Annotated in this window: 18 protein-coding genes and 2 tRNA genes; 12 read left to right on the forward strand and 8 right to left on the reverse strand. The window is 74.5% G+C overall.

Features of this window, described 5'->3' with window-relative positions:
• The coding region (treZ, locus tag QL983_RS01050; protein WP_290151117.1) for a malto-oligosyltrehalose trehalohydrolase at positions 1–1,899 on the forward strand (1,899 nt) is incomplete at its 5' end.
• 13 nt (positions 1,900–1,912) lie between these two features.
• Here treZ and QL983_RS01055 read toward each other — a convergent pair.
• A complete protein-coding gene (locus QL983_RS01055; protein ID WP_041103091.1) occupies positions 1,913–3,214 on the reverse strand; it encodes a DUF4032 domain-containing protein in 1,302 nt (433 codons plus the stop codon).
• A gap of 107 nt (positions 3,215–3,321) precedes the next feature.
• On the opposite strand from QL983_RS01055, the gene QL983_RS01060 reads away from it, so the two are divergent.
• The 5 genes from QL983_RS01060 (at position 3,322) to QL983_RS01080 (ending at position 8,475) form a co-directional block, all read left to right on the forward strand.
• Positions 3,322–4,194, forward strand: coding sequence for a thioredoxin domain-containing protein (locus QL983_RS01060; RefSeq protein WP_036315925.1), 873 nt, complete (start codon positions 3,322–3,324; stop codon positions 4,192–4,194).
• A 119-nt stretch (positions 4,195–4,313) separates the two neighbouring features.
• Positions 4,314–4,390 (forward strand) — tRNA-Thr (locus QL983_RS01065).
• Positions 4,391–4,666: 276 nt separating this feature from the next.
• A complete protein-coding gene (locus QL983_RS01070) occupies positions 4,667–6,118 on the forward strand; it encodes a S8 family peptidase (RefSeq protein ID WP_225348292.1) in 1,452 nt (483 codons plus the stop codon).
• Between the two features lie 200 nt (positions 6,119–6,318).
• Positions 6,319–6,392 (forward strand) — tRNA-Val (locus QL983_RS01075).
• 166 nt (positions 6,393–6,558) lie between these two features.
• Positions 6,559–8,475 carry a threonine/serine exporter family protein gene (locus QL983_RS01080; RefSeq protein WP_041103089.1) on the forward strand — a complete coding sequence of 639 codons (1,917 nt, stop codon included), beginning with the start codon at positions 6,559–6,561 and terminating at the stop codon, positions 8,473–8,475.
• A gap of 13 nt (positions 8,476–8,488) precedes the next feature.
• Here QL983_RS01080 and QL983_RS01085 read toward each other — a convergent pair whose 3' ends face one another.
• The gene (locus tag QL983_RS01085) at positions 8,489–9,166 is read right to left on the reverse strand and encodes a uracil-DNA glycosylase (RefSeq protein ID WP_041103087.1); all 678 of its coding nucleotides are present in this window, start codon (positions 9,164–9,166) and stop codon (positions 8,489–8,491) included.
• A gap of 36 nt (positions 9,167–9,202) precedes the next feature.
• On the opposite strand from QL983_RS01085, the gene QL983_RS01090 reads away from it, so the two are divergent.
• The 3 genes from QL983_RS01090 (at position 9,203) to groL (ending at position 12,495) form a co-directional block, all read left to right on the forward strand.
• Positions 9,203–9,547 carry a DUF3263 domain-containing protein gene (locus tag QL983_RS01090; RefSeq protein WP_230278137.1) on the forward strand — a complete coding sequence of 115 codons (345 nt, stop codon included), beginning with the start codon at positions 9,203–9,205 and terminating at the stop codon, positions 9,545–9,547.
• 3 nt (positions 9,548–9,550) lie between these two features.
• Complete coding sequence (locus QL983_RS01095; RefSeq protein WP_041103085.1) at positions 9,551–10,543, forward strand: LytR C-terminal domain-containing protein; 993 nt, start codon at positions 9,551–9,553, stop codon at positions 10,541–10,543.
• 320 nt (positions 10,544–10,863) lie between these two features.
• Positions 10,864–12,495, forward strand: a complete 1,632-nt coding sequence (groL, locus tag QL983_RS01100; protein WP_041103083.1) for a chaperonin GroEL — start codon at positions 10,864–10,866, stop codon at positions 12,493–12,495.
• Positions 12,496–12,605: 110 nt separating this feature from the next.
• Here the strand turns inward: groL and QL983_RS01105 are convergent, their stop codons facing one another.
• From QL983_RS01105 to QL983_RS01125, 5 genes are all read right to left on the reverse strand, one after another.
• Entirely contained in the window at positions 12,606–13,538 is a 933-nt protein-coding gene (locus QL983_RS01105; RefSeq protein ID WP_041103081.1) for a DUF4031 domain-containing protein, read from the reverse strand.
• 68 nt (positions 13,539–13,606) lie between these two features.
• Complete coding sequence (locus QL983_RS01110) at positions 13,607–13,897, reverse strand: WXG100 family type VII secretion target (protein ID WP_010079419.1); 291 nt, start codon at positions 13,895–13,897, stop codon at positions 13,607–13,609.
• A gap of 55 nt (positions 13,898–13,952) precedes the next feature.
• Entirely contained in the window at positions 13,953–15,758 is a 1,806-nt protein-coding gene (locus QL983_RS01115) for a HAMP domain-containing sensor histidine kinase (protein ID WP_041103078.1), read from the reverse strand.
• Position 15,759: 1 nt separating this feature from the next.
• Complete coding sequence (locus tag QL983_RS01120) at positions 15,760–16,470, reverse strand: response regulator transcription factor (protein ID WP_041103075.1); 711 nt, start codon at positions 16,468–16,470, stop codon at positions 15,760–15,762.
• A gap of 78 nt (positions 16,471–16,548) precedes the next feature.
• Positions 16,549–16,812 carry a hypothetical protein gene (locus QL983_RS01125; protein ID WP_041103073.1) on the reverse strand — a complete coding sequence of 88 codons (264 nt, stop codon included), beginning with the start codon at positions 16,810–16,812 and terminating at the stop codon, positions 16,549–16,551.
• Between the two features lie 211 nt (positions 16,813–17,023).
• On the opposite strand from QL983_RS01125, the gene QL983_RS01130 reads away from it, so the two are divergent.
• Positions 17,024–17,407 (forward strand): cold shock domain-containing protein, encoded by a 384-nt coding sequence (locus tag QL983_RS01130; RefSeq protein WP_020628350.1) that lies wholly within the window; start codon positions 17,024–17,026, stop codon positions 17,405–17,407.
• A gap of 3 nt (positions 17,408–17,410) precedes the next feature.
• Complete coding sequence (locus QL983_RS01135) at positions 17,411–17,914, forward strand: DUF3027 domain-containing protein (RefSeq protein ID WP_290151118.1); 504 nt, start codon at positions 17,411–17,413, stop codon at positions 17,912–17,914.
• A 6-nt stretch (positions 17,915–17,920) separates the two neighbouring features.
• Here QL983_RS01135 and serC read toward each other — a convergent pair whose 3' ends face one another.
• Positions 17,921–19,048 (reverse strand): phosphoserine transaminase, encoded by a 1,128-nt coding sequence (gene serC / locus QL983_RS01140; RefSeq protein ID WP_036337413.1) that lies wholly within the window; start codon positions 19,046–19,048, stop codon positions 17,921–17,923.
• Between the two features lie 128 nt (positions 19,049–19,176).
• Here serC and QL983_RS01145 point away from each other — a divergent pair, with 128 nt between their 5' ends.
• Positions 19,177–19,899 (forward strand): metal-dependent transcriptional regulator, encoded by a 723-nt coding sequence (locus tag QL983_RS01145; RefSeq protein ID WP_036337415.1) that lies wholly within the window; start codon positions 19,177–19,179, stop codon positions 19,897–19,899.
• Positions 19,900–19,955 lie beyond the last annotated feature (56 nt).

A 19,955-nucleotide genomic window follows, 5' to 3' on the forward strand; every position in this document is an offset into this window, starting at 1 on the left:
GTCGACGCCGCGCGCGCCATCCCCTACGCCGTCTGGGCGCCGCACGCCGAGAGCGTCGACCTCGTCCTCGTCGACACCGAGCCCGGCGCCCTGCACGACGCCGAGGACCGCTGGCCCGTCGCCGCCGTCGTGGCCATGGCCCCCGCCGCCGGAGGCTGGTGGACGCCCACGGAGGACCCGCTGGCCGCCCTTGGCCTCGACGCCGCCCAGCCGCCGGCCGACCCCGGCTACGGCTACCGCGTGGACGGGGCGGACCCCGTGCCGGACCCCCGCTCCCGCCGCCAGCCCGACACGGTCCACGGGCCCTCCCGCCGCGACGTCGCCGGCCGCGTCTTCGCGTGGCCGGACGAGGGCTGGGCCGGGCCGCCCGGGGTGGAGTCCGATCCGGCCGCGCCCCAGGGCGGCGGCCTGCGCGGCGCCGTCCTCTACGAGCTGCACGTGGGGACCTTCACGGCGGAGGGGACCCTCGACGCCGCCATCGCCCGCCTGCCGCACCTGAGGGACCTCGGGGTCACCCACGTCGAGCTGCTGCCCGTGAACTCCTTCTCCGGCCCTCGGAACTGGGGCTACGACGGGGTGGCGTGGTTCGCCGTCGACGAGTCCTACGGCGGCCCCGCCGCCTACCGCCGCTTCGTGGCCGCCGCCCACGCCGCCGGCCTCGGCGTGGTCCAGGACGTCGTGCACAACCACCTGGGCCCCTCCGGCAACTACCTGCAGGTGTTCGGGCCGTATCTGGGTCAGGGCGGCACCGGCTGGGGCGACGGCCTGAACCTGGACGGCGCCGACTCGGACGAGGTGCGCCGGCTCGTCCTGGACAACGTCCGCTTCTGGCTCGAGGAGATGCGCGTGGACGGGCTGCGCCTCGACGCGGTGCACGCCCTGCGGGACGCCCGCGCCGTGCACCTGCTCGAGGAGATGGCCGCGCTCGCGGACGGGATCGCGGCCCGTGCCGGCCGACCCGTGCCCCTCGTGGCCGAGTCCGACCTCAACGACCCGCGTCTGGTGCTGCCCCGCGAGGCCGGCGGGCTCGGCCTCGCCGCGGCCTGGAACGACGACGTCCACCACGCCCTGCACGTGGCCGCGACGGGGGAGACCCACGGCTACTACGCGGACTTCGCCCCGCTGGAGGCGGTGGCCAAGGTCATGGAGCGCACCTACTTCCACGACGGCACCCGATCCACCTTCCGCGGCCGCGACCACGGGCGCCCCGTGCCGGACGCCCTCCCCAACCATGCGTGGGTGGCCAGCATCCAGAACCATGACCAGGTGGGCAACCGCGCCGGCGGCGACCGCACCGCGGCCGCCCTGTCCGAGGGCGCGCTCGCGGCCGAGGCCGCCCTGCTGCTGACCGGCCCGCACGTGCCGATGCTCTTCATGGGGGAGGAGTTCGCGGCCTCGACGCCGTGGCCGTTCTTCACCTCGTTCCGCGAGCCCGAGCTCGGGGACGCCGTCCGGCAGGGACGTCGCCGCGAGTTCGCTGCCCACGGCTGGGACCCGGCCGACGTCCCCGACCCGCAGGACTCCGCCACGCGGGACGCGGCGGTGCTGGACTGGGCGGAGGCCGCGGGCGGCGCGGACGGCCACGGCCGCGGGGCGCGCGTGCTCGCCGCCTACCGCACCCTGATCGGCCTGCGCCGCACGCTGCCCCAGCTCACCGACCCTCGCCGCGACCGCGTCCGGGCCGAGGTGGACGCGGCCCGGCGCCACGTGCGCCTCACCCGCGCCGGCGAGGACGCCGACGTCATCCTGCTCGTCGCCCTCGGCGCGGAGCCGCTGCCCGTGCCCGCGGGCCTGACGCGGGCCGAGCTCCTCGCCGGCCACGGCGACGACGGCCCCCTCGGCCCCGGCGCGGTGCCGGCGGCGGTCCCGGCCCCCGGCTTCCTGCTCCTGCGCCGCTGAGCCGCGGCCGGCGTCAGTCCGCGTCCGCGGGTGGGACGGCGCGCAGCATGGTGGTCGTGGGGTGCAGCGCCACCGCGTCCTCGTCGCGGCGGGTCCGCAGCACCGTGTCCACGTAGGAGTCCACCGCCTCCTGCAGGGGCACGGCCTGGCCGCGGGCCTCGGAGAGGTACCAGCGGTGCTCGAGGAGCTGGTGCATCACCTCGGCGGGCTCGAGCTTGGCCCGCAGCTCGAGGGGCACCGAGTGGACCACGGGGTCGAACACCTCCACCACCCAGCGGTGCGCCGCGCTCTCGATGTCCATGTACGGGTCCCACTCCCGGCGGGCGGCCTCGATGTCGACGAGCAGCCGCCGGGCCTGGTTCTCCTGGACTTCGAGTCCCGTGAGGCGGGTCAGCCGACGGCGGTGGTAGCCCGCGTGGATCTCGACGGGCCGGGCGATCATCATCCCGGGGGCGTCGGCGGCGCGCAGTGAGTACTCGGCCAGCTCGAACCCGAGCTCCTGCAGGCGGCGGACGCGGCGGTCCAGGCGCCACGGCTCGGCGCGGGGGAACAGCAGAGGCTCGGTCAGCTCGTCCCACAGCCGTCGGTAGGACGCCACGAGCAGGTCCGGCGTGGTGACGGGGTCCACCTCCGGGTCCAGCAGCCCGCTGGCCTGCAGGTCCAGCAGCTCGCCGCCCACGTTCACGGCGGCCACGTCCAGGTCGTGCTCGCGCTGGCCGTTGGACAGCCGCTCCCGCAGCTCGCCGGTCTCGGCGTCCACCAGGTGAGCGGCGAACCCGCCCGCGTCCCGCCGGAACAGGACGTTGGACAGGGAGACGTCACCCCAGATGAACCCCTCGAGGTGCAGTTCCACGAGCAGCGTCGCCAGCGCGTCCATGAGCCGCACGAGGGTGCGGCGCTCGAGGCGCTCCGAGAACACGGCGCGGTACGGCAGGGAGAAGCGCAGGTGCCGGGTGACGAGGGCGGCGGGCAGCGGCGTGCCGTCGTCGTGGGTGCGCCCGGTGACCACGGCCACCGGCACCACCGACGGCGCGGGGCCCCGCTCGAGCCGGCGCAGCAGCCGGTACTCGTGGAACGCGAGCTCCTCCGTGGTCTCCTTCACCGCCACGATGCCCCCGCCCATGCGGGCGAAGCGCACCACGTGACGGGAGATGCCCCGCGGCAGAGCCGCCAGCACCTCACGCGGCCACGTCTCGAGGGGGAGCGCCCAGGGCAGGGCGAGCAGCGACGTCGCCGGGTCCTCGGAGGCGTCCCCCGAGGGGGCCCCCGTGATGGTCAGTCGATCGACGGGGGAGGGGGTCTCGACGGTGTCCATGGTCACGATCCTTCCAGACAGGGCCGCTATGCTCGCCTGGCGCGGCGCGCCCGCTGCCCGCCGGCTCCGGTGCTCGACCCGGACCGACTGCCCCACGAGGAGGACCCTTGGCCCGGAACACGTCAGGCTCGCACACCTCGGCGAAGGACGCCCGTGCGCGTGCCCGCCAGATCCAGGAGGAGCAGCGCAGGAAGGACCGCCGCCGCCGCACCGGCGTCATCTGGGGCTCGGTCCTCGCGGCGGTGCTCGTGATCGGCCTCGTCGTCGCGTTCGTGCTCAACCGCAACGGCGACGACGCCGCGGCCGCCGGCCCCATCCCCGCCGTGACGAACGAGCAGGGCGGCATCGAGTTGACCTCGGCCACGGGCCTGGCGGAGGGCGCGGGAGAACGCGAGGTCGACCCCTCGAGGATCGAGGTGCCGAAGCAGTCCGCGAGCTCCCAGCCCGAGACCCTGCCGGACACCGAGGCCCGGGCGGACGGCGAGCCGACGCGGATCGTGCTCTACGCGGACTTCAACTGCGTGCACTGCGCGGACTTCGAGACCTCCAACGCGGACCAGATCGAGCAGTGGCTCGAACAGGGCGAGGCCACGGTCGAGTACCGGATGGTGGACTACCTGAGCGCCCCGAACAACCAGAACTACTCGGCCCGCGCCGCCAACGCCGCGTACTGCGTGGCGGACCAGAAGCCCGAGGCCTACAACGGCTTCGTGGCCGCCCTGTTCGCCACCTACGACGAGCACCAGGGCAAGGGCCTGGACAACGCGGCGATCACGCAGCTCGCGCAGGAGCACGGCGCGGACATCGCCTCCTGCGTCGAGGACGGCACGTTCCGCTCCGCGGTCGAGCACACCACCCGCCAGGCGCGCGTCGCCGGCGTGGCCGGCACCCCCACCGTGTTCGTGGACGGGAAGAACTGGGCCCTCGACGGCGAGGACAAGACCTTCGCCGATTGGGCGGGCGCCAAGATCGCCGGCTGACCCGGCTGACCCGTCGCCGAGGTCCGCGGGGCGTCCCCACGCAGGGGGCGCCCCGCGCCGTCCGCCCGGGCCTTGTACGCTGGAAGGGCCGGCCGCGGCGCCCCGGGCGCCGGCCGCAGGCCTCCTTAGCTCAGCTGGCCAGAGCAGCTGCCTTGTAAACAGCAGGTCGCCGGTTCGAATCCGGCAGGGGGCTCCACCCCACCGCGGGCCCGACGGCGCCGCGCACCTCCGCCGGGAGGGCGCGGCGCCGTCGTCGTGTCCGGCGCGGGCCGACGCTGGGGCGCCGCTGTGCGCGCCCGTGGCCATCCGCCGGGCTTGGCTGGCGGATCCGCCAGAGATGCCTCGACCATCCGCCAGACTTCGACCCTGGGCCTCGTCGTGACGGAATCGTGACCTTACCGTGATCCCAGTCACCCCGGCCCGAGCCCCTCGGGCACCCGCGTCCGGTGGCCCAGAACTCCGAGGAGATCCCGTGCAGTCCTCCCCACTCCGCAGCACCCGCCGCCGCATCGGCGCCCTCGTGGCCGGCGCCGTCCTCGCCGGCGGGACCCTGACCTCGTCCCCCGCGCTCGCGGCCCCCTCCGGCGACGCCCCCGCCGCACCGGCAGCCACCCCGACCGCCGCCTCGCCCCTGGCGGCGGCGCAGGTCGAGGACCCGAACGCCGACGGCTACGACTCCTTCATCGTCACCTACAAGGAGACCGCCGCCACCGCCCACGCGAAGGGCCGAGCCAACGCCTGGGGCAAGGCCGCGAAGGAGGCCGGCGTCTCCGTGAAGGAGCTGCGTGAGACCGCGCTCGGCTCCCGCGTGGTCAAGGCGGACCGCAAGCTGGATCAGGCCGAGTCCGCGAAGTTCATGGCCGACCTGAAGGCCTCCGGGGCGGTCGAGGCTGTGGAGCCGGACGCCATCCTCACCGCCACCGGCCTGAGTCCCGTGGACGCCCTCTACTCGCAGCAGTGGGGCTTCACCGGCACCCACGGCATGCGGGTCCCCGGGGCGTGGGACCGCACGACGGGCTCCGGTGCGACCGTGGCCGTCATCGACACCGGCATCACCTCCCACCCGGACCTCGACCGCAACGTCGTGCCCGGCTACGACTTCATCTCCGACGGCAGGGCGGCGCGCGACGGCGGGGGCCGCGACTCCAACCCGCGCGACGAGGGCGACTGGTACGCCGCCGGCGAGTGCGGCACCGCCGGTGCCTCCGACTCCTCGTGGCACGGCACCCACGTGGCGGGCACCGTCGCGGCCGTGGCCGACTCCCAGGGTGTCGTCGGCGTGGCCCCGAACGCGAAGATCCAGCCCATCCGCGTGCTCGGCAAGTGCGGCGGTTCGCTGTCCGACATCGCCGACGCGGTCGTGTGGGCCGCCGGCGGCACCGTGGCGGGCGTGCCGGCCAACCCGAACCCGGCGGACGTCATCAACATGTCCCTCGGCGGCTCCGGCACGTGCGGCACCACCTACCAGAACGCGATCAACGCGGCCGTCTCCCGCGGCGTGCCCGTCGTCGTGGCGGCGGGCAACGAGAACCAGCCCGCCGCCAACGTGCGCCCGGCCAACTGCCGGAACACCATCGTGGTGGCCGCCTCCACCTCGCAGGGCGCCCGCGCCTCGTTCTCGAACTACGGCTCCGCCGTGGACGTGACCGCCCCGGGCGCGAACATCATCTCGACCGTGAACAACGGCGCCACCACCCCGACGACGGCCGGCCACGCCGCCTACAACGGCACCTCGATGGCCACCCCGCACGTCGCGGGCCTGGCCGCCCTGCTGCTGGCCGAGCGGCCGAGCCTCACCCCGGCCCAGGTCGAGTCCACCCTCAGGTCCACGGCCCGGTCCATGCCCGTGTCCTGCTCCGCGGGCTGCGGCGCCGGCCTGGCGGACGCCGCCAGGGCGGTCTCCTCCCTCGGTGGCAGCTCCTGACCGGAGCCCGCCCCGGGCGCCGGGACCTCGTTGGTCGCCCAGGGCGGTTTCGAGCCCGGCGCCACGCTGACCGACGCCTGACGTGCTCGTCGGCTCTCGATGGCCGCTCCGCCGTGCGCGGGGTGGCCGTCGCCCGGGTGGACAGGCGGCGCCGCCTGAGGTATCGTTCTTCGAGTTGTCACCCCCATGGGGCGACGCCCGGATCTTTAGCTCAGTTGGTTAGAGCGTTCGCTTCACACGCGAGAGGTCGCTGGTTCGAGTCCAGTAAGATCCACCGCAGCAGGGCCCTCCTCCGGGAGGGCCCTTTCGCGTCCCCGGGCCGCGGTGCCGACGGCCCCGGCGGGGGAGGTGCCGGCGTGGTTGGATGGACGCGTCGGCGGGGCTCGGCCCACCGCCGTGGCGCGTCCAGCGCCCGCACACGGAAGGAGAGGGTGAGCCGCATGGAGCAGGAGGGCACCCAGGAGCCGGCGCGGTTCGACCCCCGCATCGCGGAGCCCCCGGCCGTCCCCACGCTCATCCCCGTGCTGCGCCCGGCCGGCGCCGAGGACGCCGCCGCTGTCGGCGACCTCACGCTCGACCCGGAGGACCCCGGCCTGCTCGACCTCGACCCGGCGGAGTCGGCCCACCCGGCCGCGGTCGCCGTCGAGCCGACGGAGCCGCTGCCGCCCGTGGTCCGCCCCGCCGCCGCCGATCCGGTCTCGGCGCCGGAGCCGCAGCCGGAGGAATCGGCCGAGCCGGAGGCGGAGACGCTGCCGGAGCCGGCCGCGGACGCGCCCCTGACCGAGCCGCCGCTGTCCGAGCAGGTGCCCACCTCCGTCCTGGCGCCCGCGGAGGCCGACGGCGCCCTGCCCGCCCCGGATGTGATCCCCGAGCCGGACATCACCGTCCCGGACCCGGTGGTCCCCGCGGGTCCGCCCGAGAAGCGCGGGCGTCGGCGCGGCCGGCGCTCCCGCGAGGTCTTCGTCGAGAACCTGCCGACGCAGGCGCTCGTGCTGGCCGACCGCCTGCACTCCTCGCCGTACGGGCGCCGCATGCGCTCCACGCTGCAGCAGCGCCGCGCGGAGGCGCAGGCCCTTGAGGCCCGCACGACCCTGGACTTCGCGCTCAAGCTGGGCGAGACGATGTTCAGCTTCGGCGCGGCCTCGCTGGACGTGGAGACCTCGATCATCGTGGCCACGCAGGCCTACGGGATCCTCGAGACCGAGGTGGACCTGACCAACCAGTCCATCTCCCTGAACTACGCGCCCGACTCCTCACGCGGCGAGGCCCCGTTCACCCTCCAGCGGGTGGTCCGCTCGTCCTCGGTGAACTTCGAGGGGCTCGTGGCCGTCCACCGGCTCGTCGAGGAGATCGCCGCGGGCGAGGTGGACCGGGCCGAGGCCCAGCGCCGGCTCGTGGAGATCCGGCATCAGCCCAAGCCGTTCCCCGCCGTCTTCGAGGTCCTCTTCTCCGGCGTGTTCGTGGCCTGCTTCGTGCCGTTCATCGGCGGGACCTGGACGGGCGCGGCCCTGGGCATGGTCTCCACCTGGCTGGTCTTCTGGCTCAAGGTCCAGGCGGACAAGGCGCGCTTCCCGGAGATCTTCTCCACGATGTTCGGGGCGATCACGGCCACGGTGATCGCGCTGATGGCCCACGCCCTCGACCTGCCGGTCAACCCGGCGCTGGTGATCGCCGGCGGCATCATGATGCTCCTGCCCACGGCGAGGTTCGTCACCGCGGTGCAGGACGCCATCCACGGCTTCCCGGTGACCGCCGCGGGCCGCTTCCTCTCCGCGCTGCTCGTGTTCGCCGGGGTGATGGCCGGGATCATGATCGCCGTGGGCATCGGGGATCTCGTGGGATTCGAACAGCTGGACCTGGCCGAGGCGGGGACGCTGAGCTATCCGCCGCTGCTGCTGCTGGGCCTCGTGATGGCCGCGGGCATGGCGGACGCGGTGGTGGAGCAGTCGCGGTGGCCGCAAATCCTGGCCTGCGGTCTCGTGTCCGGGGCCGGCTTCGGCGCGTACCTGGCAGCGCAGCAGATCGGGGTCAGTGACCGGCTGGTGCCCGCGGTCGCCGCGGCGGCGGTCGGGTTCCTCGGCCGCCTGGTGGCCCAGCGGCTCGCGGCCCCGGCGCTCGTGATCGTCCTGCCGTCCATGCTGTTCCTGCTTCCCGGACTCACCATGTTCCGGTCCGTCTACGGGTTCACCGTGGAGACCGGGGCCACGCTGCTGGGCGTCGAGGGACTGTTCAACGCCGCGGTCATCGTCGTGGCGATCGCGGCCGGCGTCGCCTTCGGCAACACCCTGGCCAAGCCGATCACCGACCGGATGGGCACGCTGCTGCCCACCGAACTCGTGATGCACCAGCGCGGCTGACCGGCGGCCCGGCTCAGTCGGGCAGGCGCCAGTCCACCGGGGCCGCGCCGGCCGCCTCGAGGAGCCGGTTCACCCGGCTGAACGGCCGGGAGCCGAAGAACCCGCGGTGGGCGCTCAGGGGCGAGGGATGCGGGGACTCCACGACGCCGGCCCCCGCCGCCGTCAGCAGCGGCGCCATGCGCCGCGCGTCGGCTCCCCACAGCAGCCCCACGAGCGGGGTGCCGCGCGCGCAGAGGGCCCGCACCGCGGCCTCCGTGATCTGCTCCCAGCCGAGGCCGCGGTGGCTGCCGGGTGCGCCGGCCCGCACGCTGAGGGCGCGGTTCAGCAGCAGCACGCCCTGGTCCGTCCACGCGGAGAGGTCGCCGTGGGCGGGCGGGGTGATGCCGAGGTCGTCGTGCAGCTCCCGGTGGATGTTGGCCAGGGAGCGGGGCAGCGGCCGCACGTGGCGGTCCACCGCGAAGCTCAGGCCGATCGGATGGCCCGGCGTCGGGTAGGGGTCCTGGCCCAGCACGAGGACGCGGACGTCCGCGAACGGCTGACGGAACGCCCGCAGGATGTGCTCCGGTGCCGGCAGCACCTGCTCTCCGGCCGCCCGGCGGACCCGCAGCCGCTCTCCGACCTGCTCGAACGCGGCGGCCTGCGGGGCGAGGGCCGCCTCCCAGCCCGGATCCAGGGGCGCGATGAACTCCATGCCCCGAGGGTAGACCGGGTGGGTACAGTGGCCGCCATGTCCCACCCCACGCCCGTCTCGCCCGATCCGGCCCCGGACGAGGGTGCCCGCGCGGGGGCGCGGCGGGACGAGCTGACGGACCTGGAGCGTGCGGTCCTGGACCTGGAGGCCGACACCTGGCGGTACGGCGGGGCCAAGGACCACGCCGTCCGTGAGCGTCTGGGGCTGTCTCCGACCGCCTATTATCAGGTGTTGAACGGACTGCTGGACCGTGAGGCCGCCCTGGCCTACCGACCCCTGCTGGTCACGCGGCTGCTGCGCAAGCGCGGCACCCGCAGCCGGGCCCGGAGGGGACCCGCGGATCCGGCGCCGTCCACGCCCGCTTCCCGCCAGGAGAACTGACCCATGGCCTACCAGCCCGACCGCTTCGACGAGGTCCCCGAGTACACGGACCAGCGCGGCGCGCACCGCGAGTCCTTCGCCGCCGCCGGCGCGACCGCCACGGGCGGGGGTCGCCGCCTGAGCCCGCTGCTCTGGGTGGCCGGCCTCGTCCTGCTCGCCGGCCTGTTCGTGGGCGTCGTCCTGCCGTGGCTCACCGGTGACCGCTCGGAGCCCGTCGCCGCCGAGAGCTCGACGACGGCCCCGGCGGCCGAGACGTCGACGTCGGCGTCGGCGTCGGCGTCGTCCGAGTCCTCCTCGGCGTCCTCCGCGTCGGCGTCGACTGCACCCGCGACCGAGTCCCCCACCCCGTCCGAGGACGCGGCGGAGGCGTCCCGTTCCGCGGCCGCGGCCGAGTCCTCGCGGGCGGCGCAGGAGGCGGCCGCCGCCGAGGCCGCCGAGTCCTCTCGAGCCGCCGCCGAGGCCGCCGAGGCCGCCGAGTCGTCCCGTGCCGCCGCCGCGGCACAGGCGGCGGAGGCCTCGCGTTCCGAGGCCGCCGCGCAGTCCGCAGAGGCGTCTCGGTCGGCGGCGGCCGCCCAGGCGGCGGAGTCCTCGCGCGCCGCCGCGTCCCGTTCGGCCGCCCAGGCGGCGGAGTCCTCGCGCGCCGCCGCGTCCCGTTCGGCCGCCGCGGCGGACGCCTCGCGCTCGCAGTCCGCGGCCGCGTCGAGCTCTCGTGCGGCCGCGCAGTCCGCGGCCGTGCGCGGCACCCACGTCACCGTGTACAACGCGACCCGTACCCAGGGCCTCGCCGCCTCCTACGCGCAGCGGCTCACGAGCGCCGGCTACACCTCGGTGGACGCGAAGAACTGGAGCGGCTACGGCATCCAGTCCTCCACCGTCCTGTACAACGGCTCGGCCAACAAGGCCGCCGCCGAGGCGGTCGGCAAGGAGCTCGGCTTCCCGGTCATGCAGACCCCGAACCTGCAGGTGAACGGCGTCGCGGTGGTCGTCACCGGCTGACCCGCCCGCCGTGCGGCCGTGCCGGACGCGCACCCTTCCCGGCCCCCCGGCGGGGCGCCTCCCGAGGCGTTCTGCCGGGGGCCGTCCGCCGTCCGCGGAAGAGCGGGCTCCCGCACCGCGGACCCTTTGCACTCTCCCGGTGCGAGTGCTCATAATGGGGTTAGCACTCCGAAGGCGCGACTGCCAGCCGTACCCCGGTCGGTCCGGCGCCGTGGAGGAGGACCTGTCCACCGATGAGGCCCCCAGGGGCCGTCCGTCGCGGGCATCGGCGCGGGTCAGCCACCAGAAGTAGGAAGCCGACGTACAGAAAGGACCTGCACATGGCCAAGACCATCGCATTCGACGAAGAGGCCCGCCGCGGCCTGGAGAAGGGCCTGAACACCCTGGCCGACGCCGTGAAGGTGACCCTCGGCCCCCGCGGCCGCAACGTGGTGCTGGAGAAGAAGTGGGGCGCCCCCACCATCACCAACGACGGCGTCTCCATCGCCAAGGAGATCGAGCTCGAGGACCCGTACGAGAAGATCGGCGCGGAGCTCGTCAAGGAGGTCGCCAAGAAGACCGACGACGTCGCCGGCGACGGCACCACCACCGCCACCGTGCTGGCCCAGGCGCTGGTCCGCGAGGGCCTGCGCAACGTGGCCGCGGGCGCCGACCCGCTGTCCCTGAAGCGCGGCATCGAGAAGGCCGTGGAGGCCGTCACCTCTGAGCTGCTCTCCGCCTCCCGCGAGATCGAGACCAAGGACCAGATCGCGGCCACCGCCTCGATCTCCGCCGCGGACAAGCAGATCGGCTCCCTCATCGCCGAGGCCCTGGACAAGGTCGGCAAGGAGGGCGTCATCACCGTCGAGGAGTCCAACACCTTCGGCCTCGAGCTCGAGCTCACCGAGGGCATGCGCTTCGACAAGGGCTACATCTCCGGTTACTTCGTGACCGACGCGGACCGCCAGGAGGCCGTCCTCGAGGATCCCTACATCCTCATCGTCAACTCGAAGATCTCCTCCGTGAAGGACATGGTGGCGATCCTCGAGAAGGTCATGCAGTCGGGCAAGCCGCTGCTGATCATCGCCGAGGACGTCGAGGGCGAGGCCCTGGCCACCCTCGTGGTCAACAAGATCCGCGGCACCTTCAAGTCCGTGGCCGTGAAGGCCCCGGGCTTCGGTGACCGCCGCAAGGCCATGCTCGCCGACATCGCCATCCTCACCGGCGGCCAGGTCATCTCCTCCGAGGTGGGCCTGTCCCTGGAGAACGCCACCCTCGACCTGCTGGGCTCCGCCCGCAAGGTGGTCATCACCAAGGACGAGACCACCATCGTGGAGGGTGCCGGCGACGCCGAGCAGATCGCCGGCCGCGTGGCACAGATCCGCTCCGAGATCGAGAACACCGACTCGGACTACGACCGCGAGAAGCTGCAGGAGCGCCTCGCCAAGCTGGCCGGCGGCGTGGCCGTCATCAAGGCCGGCGCGGCCACCGAGGTGGAGCTCAAGGAGCGCAAGCACCGCATCGAGGACGCCGTGCGCAACGCCAAGGCCGCGGTGGAGGAGGGCATCGTCGCCGGCGGCGGCGTGGCCCTGATCCAGGCCGGCGCCAAGGCGTTCGGCGGCCTGCAGCTCGAGGGCGACGAGGCCACCGGCGCGAACATCGTCAAGGTCGCCATCGAGGCCCCGCTGAAGCAGATCGCCTTCAACGCGGGCCTGGAGCCCGGCGTCGTGGCGGACAAGGTCAAGACCCTCGACGACGGCCACGGCCTGAACGCCGCCACCGGCGAGTACGAGGACCTGCTGGCCGCCGGCATCAACGACCCGGTGAAGGTGACCCGCTCGGCCCTGCAGAACGCCGCGTCCATCGCGGGCCTGTTCCTGACCACCGAGGCCGTCGTCGCGGACAAGCCCGAGAAGGCCGCCGCCGGCGCCGAGGGCATGGACCCGATGGGCGGCATGGGCGGCATGATGTGATCAGCCGCTGAGCCGGCCCGACCCGTTCGGACGCCCAGCCTGCGAGGCCCGTCTCCCCGTCCGGGGAGGCGGGCCTCGCCGCGTTCCGGGCCAGCACCGAGGCGCCCCGCTCAGGCCGACAGCGCGGCTCGTTCCGCCGCCAGATTGCGGCGGGCGGCGGCCTCCCAGCGCGCTCGGCCGGGCGCGGTCCGATACAGCCGCTCGGCGCCCAGCAGGGCGTCCAGCACCGCGCCGCGACCGCGGGCCCAGTCCGCGTCGGACACGTGCGCGTAGTCCCGCCGCACCGCGGCCACGTAGCGGGCGTAGGCCTCGGGGGAGCGGCCGAGGACCTCGAGGTCCGCGTCCGAGAACACCGCCCCGGCCGCGTCGTGCGGGGCCGGGTCGTGGGCGGCGGTGAGCAGCACCAGGCGTGCCACCTCGTCGACGACGTCGGCCGGCACGGCCAGCCGCGGATCGGTGAGCACGTCCCGGGCCAGGGCGGCCGAGTCCGCCTCGTCCTGGCCGGCGGGCGCGGTGGGGTCCCCGGCGTAGACGGCGTCGTGGAACCACGCGGCCAGGCGGACCGCACGCGGATCCGGTCCGGTCTCCGCCCCCGCCCGCTCGAGCAGGTCCACGGACTCGAGCACCGCGAGCAGGTGGGCCGGGTCGTGGTAGTGCCGATGCGGCTCCGTCCAGCGGGCCAGCAGGTCGCGACCCGCCGTCGTCACCGCATCTGGGCTCGCCGCCGTGCCCTCGAACAGCCGCGCCCAGCGCCGGGCGAGGACCACGTCCCGCTTCTCGGCGCGGCTCCGGGCGGGCACGCGCAGCCCCGAGGCGGCGAGGCGGCGCACCAGCTCCCGTCCGCTGACGGGCACCGCCCCGCGGGCCACGAGCTCGGCACGTCGGTGCGCGGGCACGTCGTAGTGGTCCCGGTCGAAGGCCCGCTCCGAGAGCCCCGCCGCCCGCGCGAACGCGTGGAGCTCCTCGAGGGAGGCGTCGGAGACGAGGTGGGAGAACACGGTGCCGTGGGCGGGCCACGCGGGTGGGTCGATCAGGACGGTCATGCCCCCACTCTAGGAAGCGCGGACCGGGGGCGCGGCCGGCCGGCCGCACCCCGGTCCGCGCCGGGCGCTCAGAACCGGAACATCGCGGCGTTGGCGGTCTCCGCGTCCTGGTACTGGGTGGCGGCGGCGTCCATCGCGCGGCGGATGCCCGCCAGGGACTCCTCCACGCGCTGCTGGGTGGCGCGCCACTCGGTGAGCACGCCCTGGAAGTTCGCGGCCGCCTGGCCGCGCCAGGTGTCCTGCAGCTGGCGCAGGTTGGCCTCCATGGTGCTCACCTCCGCCTGGAGGCGGCCGATGGAGCCCTCCACCGCCCCGCTCTTGGCCCGCAGGTCCTCGACGTCGATCTGCACGATGCTCATGTGACTGTCCCCTCTGATGAGTGCTGATGGGCGGCGGGTGCCGCCGGGCACCACGCTAGGGACGCGCGTCGCGCCCGGCCGCCGGGTCGTCCCCGCCTGGGGACGGGGCGTCGGCCTGAGGCGCCTGTGCAGGAGCAGACACCCGGCGGCGGCGCTCGGCCGAGGCGCGACGGAACCGCTCCGCCGCCCGCAGCAGGCGGCTGCGCCGGGCGGCGTCCGCGGCGCTGGCGCCGGCTCCTGACGGCGCGGTCAGGGCGAGGGGGCCGCTGGGCGGACCGGCCGCGTCGTCGTCGGTGTCCTGCGCGGACGGGCGCTCGTCCTCGACGTCCTCGTCCGCCTCGTCCTCGAACGGCGCCCACGGCAGGTGGACGGAGAAGGTGGCGCCGCCGCCCTCGGTCTCCAGCAGCCGGACGGAGCCGCCGTGCTGGGCCACGATCGCCGCGACGATGGCCAGGCCGAGCCCCGTGCCGCCCGTCTCGCGGTGCCGGGAGGTGTCCGCGCGGTAGAACCGCTCGAAGATGCGGGCGCGGTCCTCCTCGGACACGCCCGGCCCGTGGTCACGGATCTCGATCACGGAGCTGCGGCCCGCGCCGTCCGCCCCGGCCTGGCCGCCGAGGTGGTCGACGGTGCCGACCGCGATCTCGATGGGGGTGCCGGCGGGGGTGTAGCGCAGGGCGTTGGCCATGAGGTTCACCACCACCTGGCGCATCCGGTTCTCGTCGCCGAGGATGGGCGCCGGGGCCGCCCGGTCGCCGTCGGGGCCCACGAGGGTGACCTTGCGGTCCGGGGCGTTCACGGAGGCGTCCATCATGGAGTCCATCGCGAGGATGAGCAGGTCCACCGGGGCGTGCTCGAGGGGGCGCTGCTCGTCGAGGCGGGCCAGGGTGAGCAGGTCCTCCACGAGGCGGGTCATGCGGGTGGCCTCGGACTCGATGCGCTGCATGGCGGCGGCGACGTCCTCCTCCTCGCGCAGCCCGCCGTGCCGGTACAGCTCGGAGAATCCGCGGATGGTGACCAGGGGGGTGCGCAGCTCGTGGGAGGCGTCCTGCACGAATCGGCGCATCTTGTCCTCGGAGATCTCCTTGTCCCGGAACGCGGACTCGATGTGCGCGAGCATGGCGTTGAGGGAGCGGGAGAGCCGGCCCACCTCGGTGTCGGGCGCCGCGCTCTCCACGCGCTGGCTCAGGTCGCCGGCGGCGATCTTGGCGGCGGTGCGCTCCACGCGGTTCAGGGTGCGGAACGCGCGCTGGACCGCCAGGTTGGCCACGATCACGGTGCCCGCCGTCGCGAGCAGGCCGATGGTCACGACGATCGAGGTGACGCGCTCGACGGAGGAGGTCACGCTCTGCAGGGGCAGGGCCACGGCCATGGTGCCGTCGCCGCTGCTGAGCCCGTACAGCTGCACGCGCCAGCCGCTCGAGTCCGGCTGTGTGCCGGGCACCTCGAAGGAGGCGGAGCCGCGCTCCAGGGCCTCGGCCGGGGTGATGTCCGGCAGGGCCGGCTCGTCCGCACCCGGCATCACCGGGGTCTGGACGACCCGCGCGCCCTCGTTGTCCCACACGACGCCGTAGAAGCGCAGGATGGGCAGCTGCGGCATGTAGTACTCGCCGGTCTGGGCGACGTTGGCCAGGTACATCGAGACGGTGTCCCGGTTGGCGGCCATGTCCTCGTCCAGCTGGCGCACCGCCTCCTGGCGGAACAGCACCGCGGTCGCCACGGCGGTCACGGCGACCAGGGCCAGCATGAGCGCCGCGATCATCACGACCAGCTTGGTGCGCAGGGACTGCCCCTGCCACGCGCCCCTCAGCCAGGCGCGCGGATGGCGGACGCGGGCCGCCGCGGCGTCGAGCCGCGCACGCACGTCAGCGCTTGTCCGCGGTGCGGAGCATGTAGCCGACGCCGCGCTTGGTGTGGATCATCTTCTCGCGGCCGCCGACGTCGATCTTGCGGCGCAGGTAGGAGATGTAGGACTCGACGATCGAGGCGTCCCCGTTGAAGTCGTACTCCCACACGTGGTCCAGGATCTGGGCCTTCGAGAGCACCCGGTTCGGGTTCATCATGAGGTAGCGCAGCAGCTTGAACTCGGTGGGGGAGAGCTCCACGACCTCGCCGCCGCGGCGGACCTCGTGCGCGTCGTCGTCGAGCTCGAGATCGTCCACGCGCAGCACCGCCGCGTCGTCGTCGTCGAGGGAGGCAGTGCGGCGCAGCACGGCGCGGATGCGGGCGACCACCTCGTCGAGGGAGAACGGCTTGGTCACGTAGTCGTCACCGCCGACCGTCAGGCCGGTGATCTTGTCCTCGGTGCCGTCCCGCGCGGTGAGGAACACGACGGGGAAGTGACGGCCGGCGGAGCGCAGGCGGCGGGTCACGGTGAAGCCGTCCATGTCCGGGAGCATCACGTCCAGCACGGCCAGGTCCGGCTGGAACTCCTCGGCGGCGTCCAGGGCCTCCCGGCCGTTGGCCGCGGCCGTGACCTCGAAGCCGGCGTAGCGCAGGGACGTGGAGAGCAGCTCGCGGATGTTGGGCTCGTCGTCCACCACCAGGAGGCGTGCTTCGGGGTTCTGAGGCTGCATGGGGCCCAGTCAACCGCCCCGACCTGGGAACACCCTGAAAGGGTGCTGGATGTCACGGGGCGTCGTTGGCCCGACGGCTCAGGGGCGCGAGCGCCGGACGGCGCCCAGCACCACGTGCAGCAGCATCAGGCCGAAGCCGACGGGCAGGCCGAACAGCGCGAGCGCGAACAGCGCCGGGGACGCCGGCCACGCCAGGAAGTACGCGACCAGCAGGGCCACCAGGGCCAGAGCGGACACCGCCGTCACGGCCACGCCCAGCACCAGGACGACGCCACGACCGCCCCGGTGATCGGCGGGGTCGGCGGCGGGCGCGGAGGCGGGGAGGGTGGAGGTCCGAGGCATGCCCGCCACTCTAGTCGGGCTATCCTGGGAGGTCATTGACGACCACGTCCTCCGCCGTCCCCTCCGGGCGCACGGCCAGGCTGGTCCCACCGATGCCGCGGCGCACCGCCACGCCGGTGCCGGACCCCGCCGACCCGAGACGAGAGCACGGCCGCCCCTGCGGCGCCGGCCCGACGCGGTGGACCCACATGACGAGGAGCAGGTGACGCACATGCCCACCGGGCGCATCAAGTTCTACGACTCGACCAAGGGCTTCGGGTTCGCCCAGACGGACGAGGGCGAGGAGGTCCACGTGCCCGCCTCGGCCCTGCCGGCCGGGGTGACCGAGCTGCGCGGAGGCACCCGCGTGGAGTTCGGCGTGGCCGAGGGCCGCCGCGGCAAGCAGGCGCTCTCGCTGCGCGTGCTCGACGCCGCACCCTCGGTGGTCCGCAACCACCGACCCGGCGCCACCGAGATGGCCGTCCTCATGGAGGACCTCATCACGTGGCTGGACCAGACCTCCAACGGCCTGCGCCGCGGCCGCTACCCCCAGCGCGCCCAGGCGCAGAAGATGGCGCAGGTGCTGCGCCGTGTCGCCGACGATCTGGAGGCCTGAGCCATGACCACCCACGACGACGCCCCGCGCGTCGACCACCGGAGCCCCGACGCCGAGCCCGCGCCCGCCGAGGAGAGGACGGCCGCGCCGCCCGCGCGTCGCCGGGCCCCGCGCCGCGACGAGCTGCTCGCCGCCGCCGTGGACGCCGCCCGCGCGGGGCTGGCCGGGCTGGCCGCCCCGGACGAGGTGGGGGAGCACGTGGACGTGCTCGTGGACGACGACCGGCTCCTGACGCACCGCTTCGCGTGCCGCATGCCCGGCTACGCGGGCTGGCTCTGGTACGTGACGATCGCCCGGGCCCCACGCGCCAAGCAGGTCACCGTGTGCGAGACCGGCCTCATGGCGGGGGAGGGTTCGCTCGTGGCGCCCCCGTGGGTGCCGTACGCCGAGCGCGTGAACGAGGAGGAGCGCGAGCGGCTCAAGGCCGTGGCCGAGGGCCGTGTGCCCGGCGCCCCGGCGCCCGAGGCCGAGGGGGACGGGACGCTCGGGGCCGCGGCCCTCGGCTGACCCGGCTCAGGCCAGGCGCTCGACCACGTGGTCGATGCAGCGCAGCAGTGCCGCGACGTCCTCGGGCTCGATCGCGGCGAAGGTCGCGATCCGCAGCTGGTTCCGGCCGAGCTTGCGGTAGGGCTCCACGTCCACCACGCCGTTGGCGCGCAGGACCTGGGCGACCGCCGCCGCGTCGACGTCGTCGGAGAAGTCGACGGTGCAGATCACGGCGGAGCGGTCCTCGGGCCGGGCCACAAAGGGTGTGGCGAAGGACGACGCCTCGGCCCACGCGTACACGCGCGAGGAGGAGTCGGCGGTGCGGGCGGTCATCGCGTCCAGCCCGCCCTGGCCGTTCATCCAGCGCAGCTGCGCGTCCAGCATGACGAGTGTGGCCAGCGCGGGCGTGTTGTAGGTCTGGTCCTTGAGGGAGTTGTCCACGGCCGTGGCGAGGTCCAGGAACGCCGGGATCCAGCGGCCGGACTCCTTGATCTCCGTGACCCGCGCCAGGGCCCGAGGGGAGAACAGCGCGAGCCACAGGCCGCCGTCGGACGCGAAGTTCTTCTGCGGCGCGAAGTAGTACACGTCCGCCTCGGACACGTCCACCGGCAGGCCGCCCGCGGCCGAGGTGGCGTCGACGACGACCAGGGCGTCCTCGTCGATGCCCGCGGGGCGGACGACGGGCGCCATGACGCCGGTGGAGGTCTCGTTGTGCGGCCACGCGTACACGTCGACCCCGGCCACGGCCTCCGGCTCGGGGCGGGTGCCCGGCTCGGAGGTGCGGATGTCCGACGGGGCCAGGAACGGCGCCTGGTCGGTGGCCTTGGCGAACTTCGAGCCGAACTCGCCGAAGCTCAGATGCTGGGCGCGCTCGCGGACCAGGCTGAAGGCGGCCGCGTCCCAGAACGCGGTGGAGCCGCCGACGCCGAGGATCACCTCGTAGCCCTCCGGCGCCGAGAACAGCTCGGCGACGCCGGACCGGACGCGCGCCACGAGGTCCTTGACCGGCTTCTGGCGGTGCGAGGTGCCGAGCAGCCCTGCCGCGTCCTGGAGCGCGCTCAGCTGCTCGGGGCGCACCTTGGACGGGCCGGCGCCGAAGCGGCCGTCGGCTGGCAGCAGGTCCTGGGGGATGGTGATCTCGGCGGGGGAGGTCATGCGTGCTCCTGACGCTTCGGGGTCGCGGGTCGTGCCCATTCTCCCGCGCCCGGGACCACCGGCCGTCCACGTGACTCACGCCTCGCTAGGATGTCCGGGACGAAGAGCCCGAGGGAAGAGGACGCGCCATGACGGATCTGATCGACACCACCGAGATGTACCTGCGCACGATCCTCGAGCTCGAGGAGGAGGGCATCCCCCCGCTGCGCGCCCGCATCGTCGAGCGACTGGAGCACTCCGGACCCACCGTCTCCCAGACCGTGGCCCGCATGGAGCGGGACGGGCTGGTGCACGTGGGCACGGACCGTCGGCTGGAGCTGACCGTGGCGGGCCGCGAGCGGGCCGTGTCCGTGCTGCGCAAGCACCGCTTGGCCGAGCGCCTGCTCGCGGACGTGATCGGCCTCGAGTGGGAGCTCGTCCACGAGGAGGCCTGCCGCTGGGAGCACGTGATGAGCGACCAGGTGGAGCGCCGCCTGCTCACGTTGCTGGAGAACCCCACCGAGACCCCCTATGGCACCCCGATCCCGCCCCGGCCCGAGCAGGCCTCCGCCGAGGACTGGAGCCGCGAGATGGGCCTGGCGGGCACCCGGCTCTCCGAGGAGGCCGCCACCGCCGGCCGGTTCCGCGTCCGCGGGCTGGCCGAGGGCGTGCAGACCGACCCCGAGCTGCTGGCTCAGCTGGCCGGCGCCGGCGTCACCCCGGGCCGCGTGGTGCGTGCCCAGGCCGCCCGCGACGCCGGGTACATCCGAGTCGAGGGCGAGGCGGAGGACGGCGCGGCCGCGGACGGCGGGGCCCTCGAGCTCGCCGAGGCCACGGCCGCGCACGTGTGGGTCGAGCGTCTCGACGGCTGAGACGCGGTGCGCCGCCGTCGTGCGTGACGGGGGCGTGATGGCCCGGTGACGGGCCG

The organism is Micrococcus sp. APC 4021, assembly GCF_030407635.1.
In the GTDB taxonomy this organism is placed as follows: domain Bacteria; phylum Actinomycetota; class Actinomycetes; order Actinomycetales; family Micrococcaceae; genus Micrococcus; species Micrococcus luteus.